General features: G+C 30.0%; 13 protein-coding genes and 1 riboswitch. All 13 genes read left to right on the top strand.

Going from position 1 to position 17,099, the window contains the following annotated elements:
- Nucleotides 1–22: 22 nt before the first annotated feature.
- The 13 genes from secA to hpdA all read left to right on the top strand — a co-directional run bounded on the left by secA (nt 23) and on the right by hpdA (nt 16,689).
- On the top strand, nt 23–2,698 hold the full coding sequence (secA, locus tag IC214_RS18105) for a preprotein translocase subunit SecA (RefSeq protein ID WP_227831452.1): 2,676 nt from the start codon (nt 23–25) through the stop codon (nt 2,696–2,698).
- Between the two features lie 14 nt (nt 2,699–2,712).
- Nucleotides 2,713–3,820, top strand: a protein-coding gene (gene prfB / locus IC214_RS18100; protein ID WP_227434561.1) for a peptide chain release factor 2 whose coding sequence is annotated in 2 segments (ribosomal slippage) — nt 2,713–2,787 and nt 2,789–3,820 — 1,107 coding nt in all. Because the reading frame shifts where the segments join, the coding sequence is not laid out codon by codon here.
- Nucleotides 3,821–3,966: 146 nt separating this feature from the next.
- Nucleotides 3,967–6,108 carry a Tex family protein gene (locus tag IC214_RS18095; protein WP_227846092.1) on the top strand — a complete coding sequence of 714 codons (2,142 nt, stop codon included), beginning with the start codon at nt 3,967–3,969 and terminating at the stop codon, nt 6,106–6,108.
- A gap of 147 nt (nt 6,109–6,255) precedes the next feature.
- Nucleotides 6,256–7,422: an amidohydrolase gene (locus IC214_RS18090; protein WP_227824879.1), complete on the top strand. Its 1,167-nt coding sequence runs from the start codon at nt 6,256–6,258 to the stop codon at nt 7,420–7,422.
- Nucleotides 7,423–7,481: 59 nt separating this feature from the next.
- Nucleotides 7,482–7,599: riboswitch (FMN riboswitch) on the top strand.
- A 125-nt stretch (nt 7,600–7,724) separates the two neighbouring features.
- On the top strand, nt 7,725–8,330 hold the full coding sequence (locus IC214_RS18085; protein ID WP_227434564.1) for an ECF transporter S component: 606 nt from the start codon (nt 7,725–7,727) through the stop codon (nt 8,328–8,330).
- Between the two features lie 336 nt (nt 8,331–8,666).
- Complete coding sequence (locus IC214_RS18080; RefSeq protein ID WP_227434565.1) at nt 8,667–9,707, top strand: DUF4116 domain-containing protein; 1,041 nt, start codon at nt 8,667–8,669, stop codon at nt 9,705–9,707.
- A gap of 140 nt (nt 9,708–9,847) precedes the next feature.
- Nucleotides 9,848–10,300, top strand: coding sequence for a tRNA (adenosine(37)-N6)-threonylcarbamoyltransferase complex ATPase subunit type 1 TsaE (gene tsaE / locus IC214_RS18075; RefSeq protein ID WP_227434566.1), 453 nt, complete (start codon nt 9,848–9,850; stop codon nt 10,298–10,300).
- A complete protein-coding gene (gene tsaB, locus IC214_RS18070; RefSeq protein WP_227866865.1) occupies nt 10,300–11,016 on the top strand; it encodes a tRNA (adenosine(37)-N6)-threonylcarbamoyltransferase complex dimerization subunit type 1 TsaB in 717 nt (238 codons plus the stop codon). The genes tsaE and tsaB overlap by 1 nt, the downstream gene beginning before the upstream one ends.
- A complete protein-coding gene (gene rimI / locus IC214_RS18065; protein ID WP_227824877.1) occupies nt 11,006–11,482 on the top strand; it encodes a ribosomal protein S18-alanine N-acetyltransferase in 477 nt (158 codons plus the stop codon). Before tsaB ends, rimI begins: the two co-directional genes overlap by 11 nt.
- A 5-nt stretch (nt 11,483–11,487) precedes the next feature.
- Nucleotides 11,488–12,504, top strand: coding sequence for a tRNA (adenosine(37)-N6)-threonylcarbamoyltransferase complex transferase subunit TsaD (gene tsaD / locus IC214_RS18060; protein ID WP_227434569.1), 1,017 nt, complete (start codon nt 11,488–11,490; stop codon nt 12,502–12,504).
- A gap of 272 nt (nt 12,505–12,776) precedes the next feature.
- Nucleotides 12,777–15,485, top strand: coding sequence for a 4-hydroxyphenylacetate decarboxylase large subunit (hpdB, locus tag IC214_RS18055; protein WP_227866864.1), 2,709 nt, complete (start codon nt 12,777–12,779; stop codon nt 15,483–15,485).
- Nucleotides 15,486–15,488: 3 nt separating this feature from the next.
- Nucleotides 15,489–15,746, top strand: coding sequence for a 4-hydroxyphenylacetate decarboxylase small subunit (hpdC, locus tag IC214_RS18050; RefSeq protein ID WP_227434571.1), 258 nt, complete (start codon nt 15,489–15,491; stop codon nt 15,744–15,746).
- Complete coding sequence (gene hpdA / locus IC214_RS18045) at nt 15,739–16,689, top strand: 4-hydroxyphenylacetate decarboxylase activase (RefSeq protein WP_227434572.1); 951 nt, start codon at nt 15,739–15,741, stop codon at nt 16,687–16,689. The genes hpdC and hpdA overlap by 8 nt, the downstream gene beginning before the upstream one ends.
- Nucleotides 16,690–17,099: the final 410 nt, after the last annotated feature.

The following is a 17,099-nucleotide window of genomic DNA, read 5'->3' as shown; positions in this document are numbered from 1 at the left end:
AGAACGAGGAGAGATGTAAAATATGAGCTTTATGGATAGTTTATTCAACATGGCAGATAAAAAAGAATTGAAAAAGTTCAATAAGACTGTTGATATAATAGATTCATTAGAACCTAAATTTGAATCTATGGCAGACTCGGAACTTAAAAATATGACAAATACATTTAAAGAAAGATTAGAAAATGGAGAAAGTATAGATGATATACTTCCAGAAGCATTTGCAGTAGTCAGAGAGACTTCTAAAAGAGTATTAGGTCTTAGACACTACAGAGTTCAAATGATTGGAGGTATAGTATTACATCAAGGAAGAATAGCTGAGATGAAAACAGGTGAAGGTAAAACTTTGGTTGCAACTGCTCCTGTTTATTTGAATGCTCTTACTGGAAAAGGTGTACATGTTGTAACGGTAAATGATTATCTTGCAAAACGTGATAGAGACCAAATGGCAAAAGTTTATGAGTTTTTAGGAATGAGTGTAGGTGTTATTGTACATGGTCAAAATCCAAAAGTTAGAAAAGAACAATATGATTGTGATATAACTTATGGTACAAATAATGAATATGGATTTGACTACTTAAAAGACAATATGGTAATACACAAAGAGCAAAGAGTTCAAAGAGGATTAAATTATGCGATAGTGGATGAGGTCGACTCTATACTTATAGATGAGGCTAGAACACCACTTATTATATCTGGGCCTGGAGATAAATCAACTCACCTATATTCAGATGCAAATACATTTGTGTTAACTTTAAAACCTGATGACTATGAATTAGAAGAAAAAGATAAGGCTGTATCTCTAACAGCATCAGGTATACAAAAAGCAGAAGTATATTTTAATGTTGATAATATAACAGATATATCTCATACAGAGTTATATCACCATATAAATCAGGCTTTAAGGGCACATGTAATAATGAAAAAAGATGTTGATTATGTTGCTAAAGATGGAGAAATAGTAATAGTTGATGAGTTTACTGGTAGACTTATGTTTGGTAGAAGATATTCAGAAGGCTTGCATCAAGCAATAGAAGCAAAAGAAGGTCTTAAAATACAGAGAGAATCTAAAACACTAGCTACTGTAACATTCCAAAATTACTTTAGAATGTATAAAAAACTTTCAGGTATGACTGGTACAGCAAAAACAGAAGAAGAAGAGTTTAAAGCAATATATAAAATGGATGTCTTCCAAGTGCCTACTAATAAGCTTATGGTAAGAGAAGACTTGCCAGATTGTGTATATAAAAGTGAGATAGGTAAATTTAATGCTGTAGCTGAAGAAATAATTGAAAGACATAAAGTTAATCAACCAATACTTGTAGGTACAGTTTCGATAGAAAAGTCAGAACTACTATCACAAATATTAAAGAAAAAAGGTATTAGACATGAAGTATTAAATGCTAAACACCATGATAAAGAAGCAGAAATAATAGCTCAAGCAGGTAGACTTGGAGCTGTTACAATAGCTACTAACATGGCTGGTCGTGGTACTGATATAGTTTTAGGTGGGAATCCAGATTTCTTAACTAAGAGAGAAATGAGAAGAAATGGATTTAAAGAAGATGTAGTAAATAGAGTTGATACTCCAATAGAAGGAATACCTGTGGCAGGAAATGAAATTTTATTTGAAGCTAGAGCAGAGTACGAAAGATTATATAAACAATTTAAGCAACAAACAGAAGACGAACAAAAACAAGTAGTAGAAGCAGGTGGACTTGCTATAATTGGTACAGAAAGACATGAATCTCGAAGAATAGATAACCAGTTAAGAGGTCGTGCTGGTCGTCAAGGTGACCCAGGTAGCTCAAGATTTTATATAGGTCTTGATGATGACCTTATGAGATTGTTTGGAAGCGATAGAATATCTGGAATCGTAAATAAAATAGGTCTTGAAGAAGACATGCCTATAGAACATAGAATATTATCTAAGTCTATTGAAGGTGCACAAAAGAAAGTCGAAGGTAAAAACTTTGGAATAAGAAAACATGTACTTCAATATGATGATGTTATGAATAAGCAAAGAGAAATAATATATGCAGAGAGAAAACGTGTATTAGAAGGTGAAGATTTACAAGAGCAAGTACAATCAATGACTCATTCTATAATAGAAGAATCAGTGACTCTTTATACACAAGATAAAGGATTTGATGAAGAAGGATTTAAGGAACATATGTATAATCTGTTCTTACCAAAAGGTAGTATAGAAATCCCAGAGATAGAAAAGCTTAATCCAGTTGAAATAACAGAAAAAGTTTATGAAATAGCTATGAAGATATATACTGCAAAAGAAGAACAAATAGGTTATGAAAGAATGAGAGAAGTTGAGAGAGTTATCTTACTTCAAGCTGTTGATAATCATTGGATAGACCATATAGATGCAATGGATCAATTACGTCAAGGTATAGGGCTTCGTGCTGTAGGTCAACAAGACCCAGTTATTGCTTATAAAATGGAAGGTTTTGATATGTTTGATGAGATGAATAAACATATTAAAGAAGATACTGTAAGATATTTATTTAATATAACAATAGAGGCTCCAGTAGAAAGAAAAGCAGTTGTAGATGTTGAAAATCTAACTTCTCCCTCAGATGGAACTCTTCCAACAAGCAAAACTATTAAAAAAGATGAAAAAGTTGGAAGAAATGATTTATGTCCTTGTGGAAGTGGTAAGAAATATAAAAACTGTTGTGGAAGATAGTTTTGGAGGATTAAATGTTAAAGATACAAGAGTATAGACATAGTGTGGAGCAAATAGCTTCAAATTTAGAAGAATTGAGGGTTTCTCTTTGACGTAGCTTCATTGATGGAAAAGATAAAAATTAATGAAGAGAAGATAAATAAACAAGATTTTTGGAATGACAATGAAGTAGCGCAAAAAGTACTTCAAGAAAACAAAGCTTTAAAAGAAACTATAGATGAATATGAAAGTCTAAAAAACTTATTAGAAGATGTAGAAGTATTGATTGAAATAGGCCTAGAAGAAGAGGATGATTCTGTTGAAAAGGATATAGAAATGTCTATAGAATCAATAGAAGAAAAATTATCTGAGATGAAAATAAAAACTCTTTTAAATGGCGAGTATGATAAAAATAATGCTATATTATCTATAAATGCTGGAACTGGGGGTCTAGATGCTCAAGATTGGGCTCAGATGCTTTTAAGAATGTATATAAGATGGGCAGAAGGTAAGGGTTATAAAGTTAAGCTTTTAGATATAATATCAGACCCTGAAGCGGGAATAAAGACAGCTACAATTCTTGTAGAAGGAACCAACACTTATGGATATTTAAAAAGTGAAAAAGGGGTTCATAGATTGGTAAGAATATCTCCATTTGACCCATCAGGAAAGAGACATACTTCATTTGCTTCTATAGATGTAACACCAGAGTTAGATGAAAATATAGAAGTAGAAATTAATTCATCAGATTTGAAGATAGACACATATAGAGCGTCTGGTGCTGGAGGACAACATGTAAACACAACTGATTCAGCTGTTAGAATAACACATATTCCTACTGGTGTAGTGGTTCAGTGTCAAAATGAAAGGTCTCAACATTTAAATAAAGATAGAGCTATGAGACTTTTGATGGCAAAATTGATAGAGTTAAAAGAATTAGAGCAAAAGGAAAAAATAGAAGATATACAAGGCAAATACTCACAAATAACGTGGGGTAGCCAAATTAGGTCCTATGTTTTCCAACCATATAAGTTAGTCAAAGACCATAGGACAAATGCTGAGTTTGGAAATGTAGATAGTGTGATGAATGGGAATATAGACTTGTTTATCAACGAATACTTAAAAATGAATAAGACAGTTTAATAAACAATGTACAGTAATTAAGATAGATATATAAGAAGGTTAGTGCTTACTATGCACTTTACAGCACTTAGGCTGAGGACTACAACCCTCAGCCTTCGTTCTGTTTGTTATACTTATGAAAAAACTAACATTAGGAGTGAAAAAAATTGGATATAAATCAAATCTTAAAAAATGAATTTAATCTCAAAGATGAACAAATAAATAATACGCTAAAGCTTATTGATGAAGGAAATACAATACCATTTATAGCTAGATACAGAAAAGAAATGACTGGTGAGATGAGTGATGTCACATTAAGGGAATTCTATGAAAAATTGATGTATCTAAGAAACCTTCAAAGTAGAAAAGATGATGTAGTTAGATTAATAGATGAACAAGGAAAATTAACAGATGAGATAACACAAAATATAGAAAAAGCAAAAACACTACAAGAAGTAGAAGATATATATGCTCCATATAAACAAAAGAAAAGAACTAGAGCAACAATAGCAAAAGAAAAAGGGTTAGAAAATCTAGCAGTATCAATACTAGAGAGTAATCTAGATAATATAGATTTAGAGGCGAAGAGTTATATAAATGAAGAAAAAGAAGTAACTTCTGTTGAGGATGCCTTAAAAGGTGCAAGAGATATAATTGCAGAAACAGTTTCAGATGATGCGAAGATTAGAAAATACATAAGAGAGCTTGCTTTAAGAGAAGGAATGATAGTTAGTAAAAGTTCTACTGATGAGAAATCAGTTTATGATATGTATTATGATTATAGTGAAGCAGTGAAAAGTATGGCTCCACATAGAGTTTTAGCAATAAATAGAGGAGAAAAAGAGAATTTTTTAAAAGTCAAATTAGAAATAAATAATGATAAAGTTTTAAATTATATAGTAAATGAATATGTAAATGATAAAAACTTTAAGAATAAAGATGAAATTGTAAATTCAATAGAAGATTCATATAAAAGATTAATTTTCCCATCGATAGAAAGAGAAATAAGAAATCATCTGACAGAAATAGCTCAAGAAAGGGCTATAAGTGTATTTGGAAAAAATGTTAAAAGTTTATTACTTCAACCACCAGTTAAAGATAAAGTAGTTATGGGATTTGACCCTGCATTTAGAACTGGTTGCAAAATAGCGGTTGTAGATAAAAATGGTAAATTATTGGACTATACAACAGTATATCCAACAGACCCTCAAAATAATGTAGAAGGGGCAAAGAAGACTTTAAAAGAATTAATTGAAAAATATAATATAGACATAATTTCAATAGGAAATGGGACAGCATCAAGAGAGTCAGAAACATTTGTGTCAGAAATGATAAAAGAGATAGATAGAGACGTTCAATATGTTATAGTCAGCGAAGCTGGTGCATCAGTTTACTCAGCATCTGAACTCGCAAATGAAGAACATCCAGATATAAATGTATCAATAAGAGGAGCTATATCTATAGCGAGAAGACTACAAGACCCCTTAGCAGAACTTGTGAAAATAGACCCTAAGAGTATAGGTGTAGGCCAATATCAACATGACTTAAATAAGAAGAGATTAGAAGAAGTATTAAATGGAGTTGTTGAGGATTCCGTAAATAGTGTTGGAGTAGATTTAAATACTGCATCATATTCTCTATTAGAGCATATTGCAGGAATAAGTAAGGTTATCGCAAAAAATATAATAGCATATAGAGAAGAAAATGGAGACTTTACATCAAGAGTACAACTGAAAAAAGTAAAAAGACTTGGCCCTCAAGCATTTACTCAATGTGCTGGATTTATGAGAATCTTAGATGGAAAGAATCCTCTAGATAATACAGGTGTACATCCTGAAAGTTATGATATATGCAAAAAAATGATTGAAATAATAGGATATTCTTTGGATGATGTAAAAAATAAAAATATAGAAGAAATAGATGAAAAAGTTAAGGAAATTGGTTTGAGAGAATTAAGTGAAAAATTGGAAGTAGGCCAAGTTACTTTAAGAGATATCATAGCTGAGATTAAAAAACCAGGAAGAGACCCAAGAGAAGAAGGAATAAAGCCTATACTTAGAACTGATGTCCTAAAAATTGAAGATATACAAGAAGGGATGTCTTTAAAAGGTACAATAAGAAATGTTGTAGATTTTGGAGCATTTGTAGATATTGGAATAAAAAATGATGGGCTAGTTCATAAATCAGAAATGAGTAATAGCTTTGTAAAAGACCCTATGAGTATTGTTACAGTAGGTGATATAGTAGATGTAAAGGTAATTGGAATTGATTTAAATAAAAAAAGAGTTGCATTATCAATGAAAAAATAGGTTAATTTATGTTTAGTTATGATACTTATGTGTAACAATTATAAATGTAAGTAGCATAATAAAAAATTTAAGAAATTATGAAATGAGACTGTAAAGAGATAATATTTAAAATAGTTAGTATAGTATTGAAAATCAGGAGGAAAATGAATGGTTTTTATAAAAAATGGTAATATAAATACCATAACAAATGGAATAATTCAGGGAGATATACTTATAGACCAAGGAAAAATAATAGAGATAGGAAAAGACTTAATAGCACCTTTAGATGTAGAGGTGATAGATGCAAGTGGTAAATTTGTGTTTCCAGGGTTTATAGATGCCCATACTCATTTAGGATTGTGGGAAGATGGTATAGGATTTGAAGGAGCAGATGGAAATGAAGAAACTGACCCAATAACACCACAATTAAATCCTATAGATGGGATTAATCCAATGGACAGAACATTTAAAGAAGCTTTTGAAGGTGGTATAACTTCTGTATGTACAACTCCTGGAAGTGCAAATGTTATGGGAGGTCAATGTATAGCTATAAAGACCTATGGGAAAAGAATTGATAAAATGGTAATAAAAAATCCAGTAGCGTCTAAAATAGCCTTTGGAGAAAATCCAAAAAGCTGTTATGGTCAAGATGATAAATCTCCACAAACTAGAATGGCAATAGCTTCATTACTTAGAGAGAATCTTAAAAAAGCAGAAGAATATTTAGAGGAAGTCGACCTGTATGAAAGTCATGATGATGAAGATTGTGAAAAACCTGAATATGATATAAAAATGGAAAGTTTAATACCCGTTTTAAGAGGAGAAATTCCTTTTAAAGCACATGCCCATAGAGCTGATGATATGTTCACAGCCATAAGGATTGCAAAAGAGTTTAATTTAAAGCTTACATTAGACCATTGTACAGAAGGCCATCTTATAGTGGAGGAGCTATTGGAAGAAGGATTTCCTGTAATAGTAGGGCCATCATTATCAGAAAGGTCTAAATTTGAACTTAGAAATTTAACGTTTAATACAGCTGGAATACTTTCAAATGCAGGACTCGATGTATGTATAATGACAGACCATCCAGTAATACCAGTTCAATATCTTCCAATATGTGCAGGGATAGCAGTTAAGCATGGAATGAAAGAAGAAAAAGCAATAGAATCCATTACAATAAATCCAGCTAAGACTCTAGGAATTGAAGATAGAGTAGGTTCTATAGAAGTTGGTAAAGATGCAGATATAGTAATTTGGGATAATTCTCCACTAGAGATTCAAAGTAATGTACTTTACACTATAATAAATGGGAAAGTAGTGTATGAAAAAAAATAACTTGACAATTATTAAAAAATTAACTAATATAAGAGTGTAAGGAAAATTAAAAAATCAAAGAAGATCTTCGGGGCAGGGTGAGATTCCCTACCGGCGGTATAGCCCGCGAACTACTTATGTGGTTGATTTGGTGAAATTCCAAAGCCGACAGTAAAGTCTGGATGAGAGAAGATATTTATGGAATATAAATAAGTTTATTTTAGTTTGTTTAAACTATATCCATAAAAACTCGAAGATAAGGTCTTCGAGTTTTTTGTTTTTCCTAAAAAAATATAAATATATTTATTAGGAGGATAATAATTATGCAAAGTACAGCAAAAAGAAGTAATATGATTTCAACAAGAACTTTAGTAGTAATGTCAATTTTATCAGCAATATCTTATTTACTAATGTTTATTCAAGCACCAATACCAGGTATATTTCCAGATTTCTTAAAAATTGACTTATCAGATATTCCAGCAATATTTGGAGGGATGTCTTTAGGACCATTAGTTGGATTTGGAATAGTTGTAGTAAAAAATATACTACAAGCGATTACAGCAACAACAACTGGAGGAGTAGGAGAGTTTGCAAATATATTAATTGGTGGTTCTTATGTAATGATACTTTGTTATTCATATAAGAAAAGTAAAGATTTAAAAGGCATATTAATTGGATTTGTATTAGGAACAATAGCTATGACTATAATTGGCTCAGTGTTAAATTACTTTGTAATGTTACCACTTTATGGTCAATTTATGGGACTAGATGCTATAATAGGGTTAGGTTCAGCTATAAATCCTAAGATTCATGACCTATTTACTTTTGTAATTTGGATGATAGCTCCATTTAATGTACTAAAAGCTGTGATAATATCTTTAGTAACATTACCACTTTATAAAAAAATGGGAAATGTAATAAAAAAATAATCAGACAAGAAAATATAAAATTTTAAAATTAAATATATTGGAAAGCCATAATTTATTTATAACTTCAGTCTCATGTTGTGATTGATGTATTAAATACATTATGGCTTTATTAATTTATCAAAAAATGTATTTAAAATAAGAAATATTTAGACAGATTTAATTTTTAAAATAAAGGAAGAATTAAAACGATTAACTATTAAAATACTAAAAAGGTATCTACAATATGCAGAGCGAATTCATAATAGACAAAAAATAAAGTTATTATTAAGAATAAATAATGTTTTGAATTGTAATTCTTAATAATAACTAATTTAATGATGATAGGAGAGTAGATTTATGAAAGTATGTAAAAAAATGAAAAAAGTATTTTTAGACGATAAAGGGTATTATTTTAATAGTGATTGGGAAAATATTCATATAGGCATTGATAGTAAAATGTTAGGAGATTCTTTAAAGTATATTACGAATGAATATATTGAAAATATGGAAAGAGTGAAGTATGACTATCATGAATTAGAAAATATAAATAATCAAACAGATGGTATGTGTATTTTAGCTATAAGACAGAATTATAAAGCTTTGAAGTATGTAAAAGAGCAAACAGAAGAATTATGTTTAGAAGCTATAAGGTACAATTATAGAGCACTTGAATATGTAAAAGAACAAACTGAGTATATATGCCTTGAAGCAATAAAAAAAGATTGCAATGCACTTAAGTATGTAAGAAATCAAACAGAAGAACTTATTATAAAAGCAATAAGATGTTCTTCTAATATAGATGTTGTAAGTATATTAAAAGCTTTAGAGGTTCAAACAAGAAAAATATGTTTAGAAGCAATTAAAAAAGATGGCAGGTGTCTTGCATATGTTAGAGAACAAAGTGAAGAATTATGTATAGAAGCAATAAAACGAAACTATAAAGCACTTAAATATGTACAAAACCAAACAGAAAAAATGTGTATTGAAGCTGTAAGTCAAAATGGTATGGCATTACAATATGTAAATCAGCAGACAGAAAGAATATGTTTAGAAGCAGTTAAACAAGATGGAAGAAGCCTACAATTTGTTAATAATAAGACAGAAGAAACATGTATAAGAGCTATAAGATACTTGGATAAAAAGTACAATATTAAAGATGTACTAAATTACATAGATAACTATACAGAAGAGATATGTACAGAGATTGTAAGACAAAATGGAAAGATGCTTATGTATATAAAGAATCAAACAGAAAAAATGTGCATTGAAGCAGTAAAAGAAAATTATAAATCTCTCAAGTATGTAAAAGAGCAATCAGAGGAAATATGTAAAGAAGCCCTGAAACAAAATTGTAAGGCAAAAGAATATGTAAGGATTGCTATTGATGATTATATATAAGTTTTAATAGAATCATCAATATTGAAAGATAAACAAAAAAGATAAATAGAAGTACTTTATAATAGTTGGGGCTTATACTATAATTAATTAAGCAGTGATATAAATTCACACGACGATTATATCAAGATGGAGATGAATTAATGGCAAAAATATATTTAGAAAATGAAAGTAAAACTAGAGAAATAGGATATAAATTAGGTAAATTATTAAAAGAAGGTAGTGTAATTTGTTTAGTGGGGGATTTAGGAGCTGGAAAGACCACAATGACACAAAGCTTAGCAGACTCATTAGGTATAAATGATTATATAACAAGCCCAACTTTTACTATAATAAACGAATATGAAGGAAAAATACCTTTGTATCATTTTGATGTTTATAGAATTGGTAGTAGTGATGAAATGTATGATATTGGATATGATGAATATATAAATTCAAATGGAATCTGTATAATTGAATGGGGTAATTTAATAGAAGATATACTTCCAAAAGAATATTTAAACATAGAATTAAGGTACAAAGATGAAGGAAGAGAAATGATATTAACTCCAAAAGGAGATTATTATAAAAGTATAGTTGAGGAGTTGATTAAATAATGAAGATATTAGGTATAGATACATCTTCTATGGCAGCAAGTGTAGCAGTTGTTGAAGATGATAATTTAATCTGTGAGTTTACAGTAAATAACAAAAAAACTCATTCACAAAAGCTTATGCCAATGATAGAAAATATGTTGGATATGAGTGATTTAAAGATAAAAGAGATGGATTTGTTAGCGATATGTATAGGCCCTGGTTCATTTACAGGTCTTAGAATAGGTATGGCTACAGTAAAAGCTATAGCCCATGTAAATAATCTACCAATAATAGCAGTAAATTCTTTAGAATCTTTAGCAGGTAATATGAATTTATGTGAAAGAAAAATATGCTCTATATTAGATGCACAAAAAAATCAGGTGTATTCAGCTAAATATAAGTTTGAAGATGGAGAGTTAATAGAGTTAGATAGTGTTGATGTTGTAGAATTTGAAACTTTACTAAAGGAAATTAAATCAAGTGATGAAGAATTTATAATAGTTGGAGAAGCTGTTTATAAATATAAGGATGAGCTAGAAAACGTAAAAAATATAAAGATACCTTCACCAGCTCATAATGTATCTAAAGCAGGAAGCTTATGTTCTGTAGCACTAAATAAATATAGTAAAAATATAGATGTACATACTTGTTATACAATAAACCCTATGTATATCAGAAAATCTCAGGCCGAAGTACAATATGACGAAAAAATGAAGAGGATAAATAATGAAAGATAATACAAAACAAATAATAGATGATGTAAAAATAGAAGAAATGACTATTAAAGATATAGATGAAGTTTTTGAAGTGGAAAAAAATTGTTTTGAAGATTATTGGTCAAAAGAATCTTTTAGAAAAGAGTTATCTAATGAAGTAGCAAAGTATATAGTAGCAAAACTAGATGGAAAAGTAGTTGGATATGTTGGAATTTGGCTTATACTTGATGAAGGTCATATAAATAATGTGGCTGTTCATAGTGACTATAGAGGCAAAAAAATAGGAGATAAGTTAATAAAAAGATTAGTTGATTTATGTAAAGATAATAATATTGCGTCTATGACATTAGAAGTTAGAGCATCAAATAAAATAGCACAAAATCTATATAGAAAATATGGATTTAAAATGGGTGGAATCAGAAAAGAATACTATAATGATAACAAAGAAGATGCAATTATAATGTGGAATCAATTAAAAGAGGTGTAGAGTTTATGGGTGATATAATAACATTAGCTATAGAGAGTAGCTGTGATGAAACAGCTGCATCAGTTTTAAAAAATGGTAGAGAAGTACTTTCAAACATAATCTCTACTCAAATAGAAACACATAAAAAGTTTGGCGGAGTAGTACCAGAGGTGGCTTCAAGAAAACACGTTGAAAATATTGATATAGTTGTTCAAGAAGCTTTAGATGGGGCAAATATAGGATTTAATGATATAGACCACATTGCAGTTACATATGGCCCAGGACTAGTAGGGGCTTTATTAGTAGGATTATCTTATGCTAAAGCACTTGCATATACATTGGATATTCCTCTTGTAGGAGTAAATCATATTGAAGGACATCTAAGTGCAAACTATATAGAGCATAAAGATTTAAAACCTCCTTTTATAACATTAATAGTATCTGGAGGTCATACTCACTTAGTAGAAGTTAAAGATTATGGTAAATATGAAATTTTAGGAAAGACTAGAGATGATGCATCTGGAGAAGCCTTTGATAAGATTTCAAGGGCTATGAATTTGGGGTATCCAGGAGGACCTATTATTGATAATTTAGCTAAAAAAGGGAATAAGCATGCTATAGAATTTCCAAGAGCTTATTTAGAAGATGATAGCTATGACTTTAGTTTTAGTGGTCTAAAATCTTCTGTATTAAATTATTTAAATGGAAAAAGGATGAAAAACGAAGAAATAGTAGTTGAAGATGTTGCTGCATCTTTTCAAGAAGCAGTAGTTGAAGTTTTAGCTACTAAAGCATTAAAAGCGACAAAAGATAAAGGTTATGATGTTATAACTCTTTCTGGTGGAGTTGCTTCCAACTCTGGTCTTAGAGCTAAAATAACAGAACTTGCAAAAGAGAGTGGAATTATAGTTAAATATCCTCCTTTAATTTTATGTACAGATAATGCTGCTATGATAGGTTGCGCAGGATATTATAATTTTATAAACAATAAAACACATGATATGAGTCTGAATGCAGTTCCGAATCTTAAGATAAACCAGTAATATAAACTAAGTTTAAAAATATATTGATTAAGTATTTTTATAAAATTAAATATAGTATATGTTAAAGCTTAAAACAAGACAATGGACAATCTTTATATTTTAATAAATCAGTAGGTTTTTAGATATTTAGATATAAGGTAAATTTATGGTCTAAAATGTTTTAAGTTTTATTTTTTTGTAGAAAGATTATTTTAGAAAGTGGGTAATAGACTCTTTTTTTCCCTTCTTAAAAAGTTTTATACTAAGTATAGAAAGTTTAAGGAGGGGAAGAAATGAGTCAAAGTAAAGAAGATAAAATAAGAAGTATTTTAGAAGCAAAAAATATTAAAGCAAATTTTCAAAATCAGGAAAATTTAGATGAACTTAGTGAAAAAAAAGCAAGTAAAAGAGCAGATGATTTATTGAATGTATATTACAATACATTGTCTACAGCTGATATGGAATTTCCATATTGGTACAATAGAGAATATAGAAAATCAGATGGGGATATAGCAGTAGTTAGAAGAGCTAAAGCTCTTAAAGCTGCTTTTTCTCATATGACACCAAATATAATACCTGGTGAGAAGATAGTAATGCAAAAAACACGCCATTATAGAGGTTCTTTCCCAATGCCTTGGGTAAGTGAAAGTTTCTTTGTTGCTCAGGGAGAACAAATGAAAGAAGAAGCAAAGAAATTAGCTAGTAATACAGCAGATGAGCTTACAAAATTTGGTTCTGGTGGAGGAAATGTAACTGAAAGTTTTGGAAATGTTGTTTCAATAGCTGGTAAATTTGGAATGAGAAAAGAAGAAGTACCTGTTCTTGTAAAAATGGCAAAGGAATGGGTTGGAAAATCAGTTGAAGATTTAGGATTTCACTATGAAAAGATGATGCCAGATTATGATTTAAAAGAAAATTTAATGAGTACACTTATATGTATGTTTGATTCAGGATATACACTTCCTCAAGGTAGAGAAGTTATAAACTATTTTTATCCTTTAAATTATGGATTAGATGGAATTATAGAAATGGCAAAAGAATGTAAAAAAGCAGTTGCAGGAAATGCATCTGGAGATGGGCTTATCGGAATGGATCGTCTATATTTTTATGAAGCTGTTATTCAAGTCATTGAAGGGTTACAAGCTTGGATTTTAAACTATGCAAAACATGCAAAATATTTAGAGAGTATAGAAACAGATTTAGAATCAAAAAAAGAATATTCAGATTTAGTAGAGATATTAGAACATATTGCACATAAACAACCTCGTACATTTAGAGAAGCTCTTCAATTGACTTATACAATTCATATAGCATCAGTAAATGAAGATGCTATATCTGGTATGTCTATAGGTCGTTTTGGTCAAATTTTATATCCTTGGTATGAACAGGATATGGAAAAAGGACTAATTACAAAAGAAGAAGTTATTGAATTATTAGAACTTTATAGAATAAAAATCACTTGTATTGACTGTTTTGCTTCAGCAGGTGTAAATGGAGGAGTCTTATCAGGAAATACATTCAATACTTTATCTATAGGTGGCTTAAGAGAAGATGGTTCTACAGGAGCTAATGAATTAGAAGAATTATTATTAGAGGCAAGTATGAGATGTAGAACTCCTCAGCCTAGCTTAACTATGTTATATGATGAAAAACTTCCAGAAGATTTTTTAATGAAAGCTGTTGAATGTACAAAACTTGGTTCTGGTTATCCAGCATGGGTAAACAATTCAAATGGGACAACATTTATGATGAAGCAATTTGCTGATGAAGGAATGACTGTTGAAGAAGCTAGAGCATTTGCATTAGGTGGATGTCTGGAAACATCTCCAGGATGCTGGAAACAACTGACTTTAAATGGAAAGACATATTCTATTGCAGGTGGAGCAGGACAATCTGCTGGTTCTGGAGTTCACTTTATTGCTAATCCTAAAATATTAGAACTTGTTCTCATGAATGGTAAAGACCATCGTATGAATATACAAGTATTTGAACCTCATAATAAGCCATTAGATACTTATGAAGAAGTTGTAGAAGTATTTAAAGACTATTATAAACAAGCAATAAATGTTATTGAGAGAGCAAATAATATTGAGTTAGATATATGGAGAAAGTTTGATACTTCTATAATAAATTCTCTATTAAAACCAGACTGTTTAGATAAAGGTCAACATATAGGAAATATGGGATATCGTTATAATGCAACATTAAATGTAGAAACTTGTGGAACTGTTACTATGGTTAACTCATTTGCTGCACTTAAAAAACTTGTATATGATGACAAAGCTTTTACAGTTGAAGAAATGAAGGATGCTGTATTAAATAATTTTGGATTTAAAGATGCATTAGAAGTTGGTAATTATTCTATGGCAGACCAAGTAAAAGTGGATAAGACTGGCAAATATGATGCTATTTATAAGGCCTGTCTTGATGCACCTAAATATGGAAACAATGATTTGTATGCAGATATGATTCTTAAAAATTATGAAATATGGCTAGCAAAAGTGTGTGAAGAAGCACAATCTTTATATGCTAAAAAAATGTATCCTTGTCAAATTTCTGTATCTACACATGGACCACAAGGAGCTGCTACTTTAGCTACCCCAGATGGTAGATTAAGTGGAACAACATATTCAGATGGTTCAGTTTCTGCATATGCAGGAACAGATAAAAATGGTGTGTATGCATTATTTGAATCTGCGACTATTTGGGATCAAGCAGTAGTTCAAAATTCTCAAATGAATTTAAAACTTCATCCTACAACTATTAGAGGACAACAAGGAACAAAAAAACTGTTAGATTTAACAAGAAGTTACTTGAGAAAAGGTGGATTCCATATTCAATACAATGTTGTGGACTCAGAAACTTTGAAAGACGCACAAAAAAATCCTGATAATTATCGTCAACTAATGGTACGTGTTGCTGGATTTACTCAATACTGGTGTGAACTAGGTAAACCAATACAAGATGAAGTAATTGCTAGAACAGAGTATGAAGGGGTGTAAAATATGAGAAAACATAGTGATTGTATGAATTTTTGCGCAGTAGATGCGACTAAAGGGATTTGTAGATTATCAAAACAAATGATTAATTTAGATGATGAAGCATGTTCAGAAATAAAAGTAATGCCAAAATGTAAAAATTGTAAAAATTTTGTTGATGCTAATGATGAAGGTATAGGTAAATGTGTTGGGCTAGAGAATGAAGATTGGGTATACTCAACATTAAACGCAATTACTTGTGAAGGGCATGTGTTTAATGAATAGTCAAAGACAATTAGAAGGAATGATTTTTGATATACAAAGCTTTTCAGTTCATGATGGGCCAGGTTGTAGAACAACTGTGTTTTTAAATGGATGTCCACTTAGTTGTAAGTGGTGTGCAAATCCTGAAAGTTGGACTGTTAGACCACATATGATGTTTAGTGAGTTGTCTTGTCAATATGAAAATGGATGTACTGTATGTCATGGTAAATGTAAAAATGGTGCATTGAGTTTTGACCTTGACAATAAGCCAGTCATAGATTGGGGCATATGTAAGAATTGTGAGAGTTTTGAATGTGTCAACTCGTGTTATTATAATGCGTTTAAATTATGTGCAAAGCCATATACTGTAGAGGAACTTGTAAAGGTGATTAAGCGTGATTCTAATAACTGGAGAAGTAATGGAGGAGTAACATTTAGTGGAGGAGAGCCACTACTTCAACATGAATTTTTACATGAAGTGCTATTAAAATGTCATGAAACAAATGTGCACACTGCTATTGAAACGAGTGCATGTGTTTCAAATGAAATTTTTAATAATATATTTAAGGATATCGACTTTGCATTTATTGATATAAAACATATGGATAGAGAAAAGCATAAGGAACAAACAGGTGTGTATAATGATTTAGTATTAGAAAACATATCAAATCTTGTAAACTCTGACTGGGGTGGAAGATTAGTACTTAGAGTACCAGTTATTTCAGGATTTAATGATAGTATAGAAAATATAAATGATATTATATCTTTTATGCATAAAAATAATTTAGTAGAAATTAATCTGTTACCATTTCATAGACTAGGAGAGTCAAAATGGATTCAATTAGGTAAAGAATATGAGTATTCTGATAAAGGAGATGTTGATGAAGAGCATCTTGAAGAATTACAGGACATATTTTTAGATAATGGCATAGCCTGTTATGTTGGGCATGAGACTGCTTTTTAGAAATAAATATTATGAAAATTAAATATTAGTTTGTAGAATCGAGTTATCGCATGAGTAAATTAAATTTGTTCTGTGATAGCTCTTTTTTACGTATTTTAATTAAGTATATTTTAACTTGTTTTATATAAAGTTTATATTTTAAGTTAAAAATATGTACGAGAATAAAGGTATACAAATACTCTTTTTTAGATAATATTTGAGTATAAATAATATATTTAGAATATTTTTTTTAATAAGGAAATATCAACAAAAGGGAAAATACTAAGAATATAACCATTACTATTCATGCTTTACTATGTAGTTCATCAAGTATTAATTAAAAATATAATGGACATAAAAAATATCATAAATATGTGATAAGATAAATATATAGAAATATTTTACTTATTTTTGGGTTGTTATATATTTAG

Source organism: Clostridioides sp. ES-S-0190-01 (assembly GCF_020658275.1).
Taxonomy (GTDB): domain Bacteria; phylum Bacillota; class Clostridia; order Peptostreptococcales; family Peptostreptococcaceae; genus Clostridioides.
The sequence above is the reverse complement of the archived record's forward strand: the minus strand, read 5'-3'. Positions and strand labels throughout refer to the sequence as shown.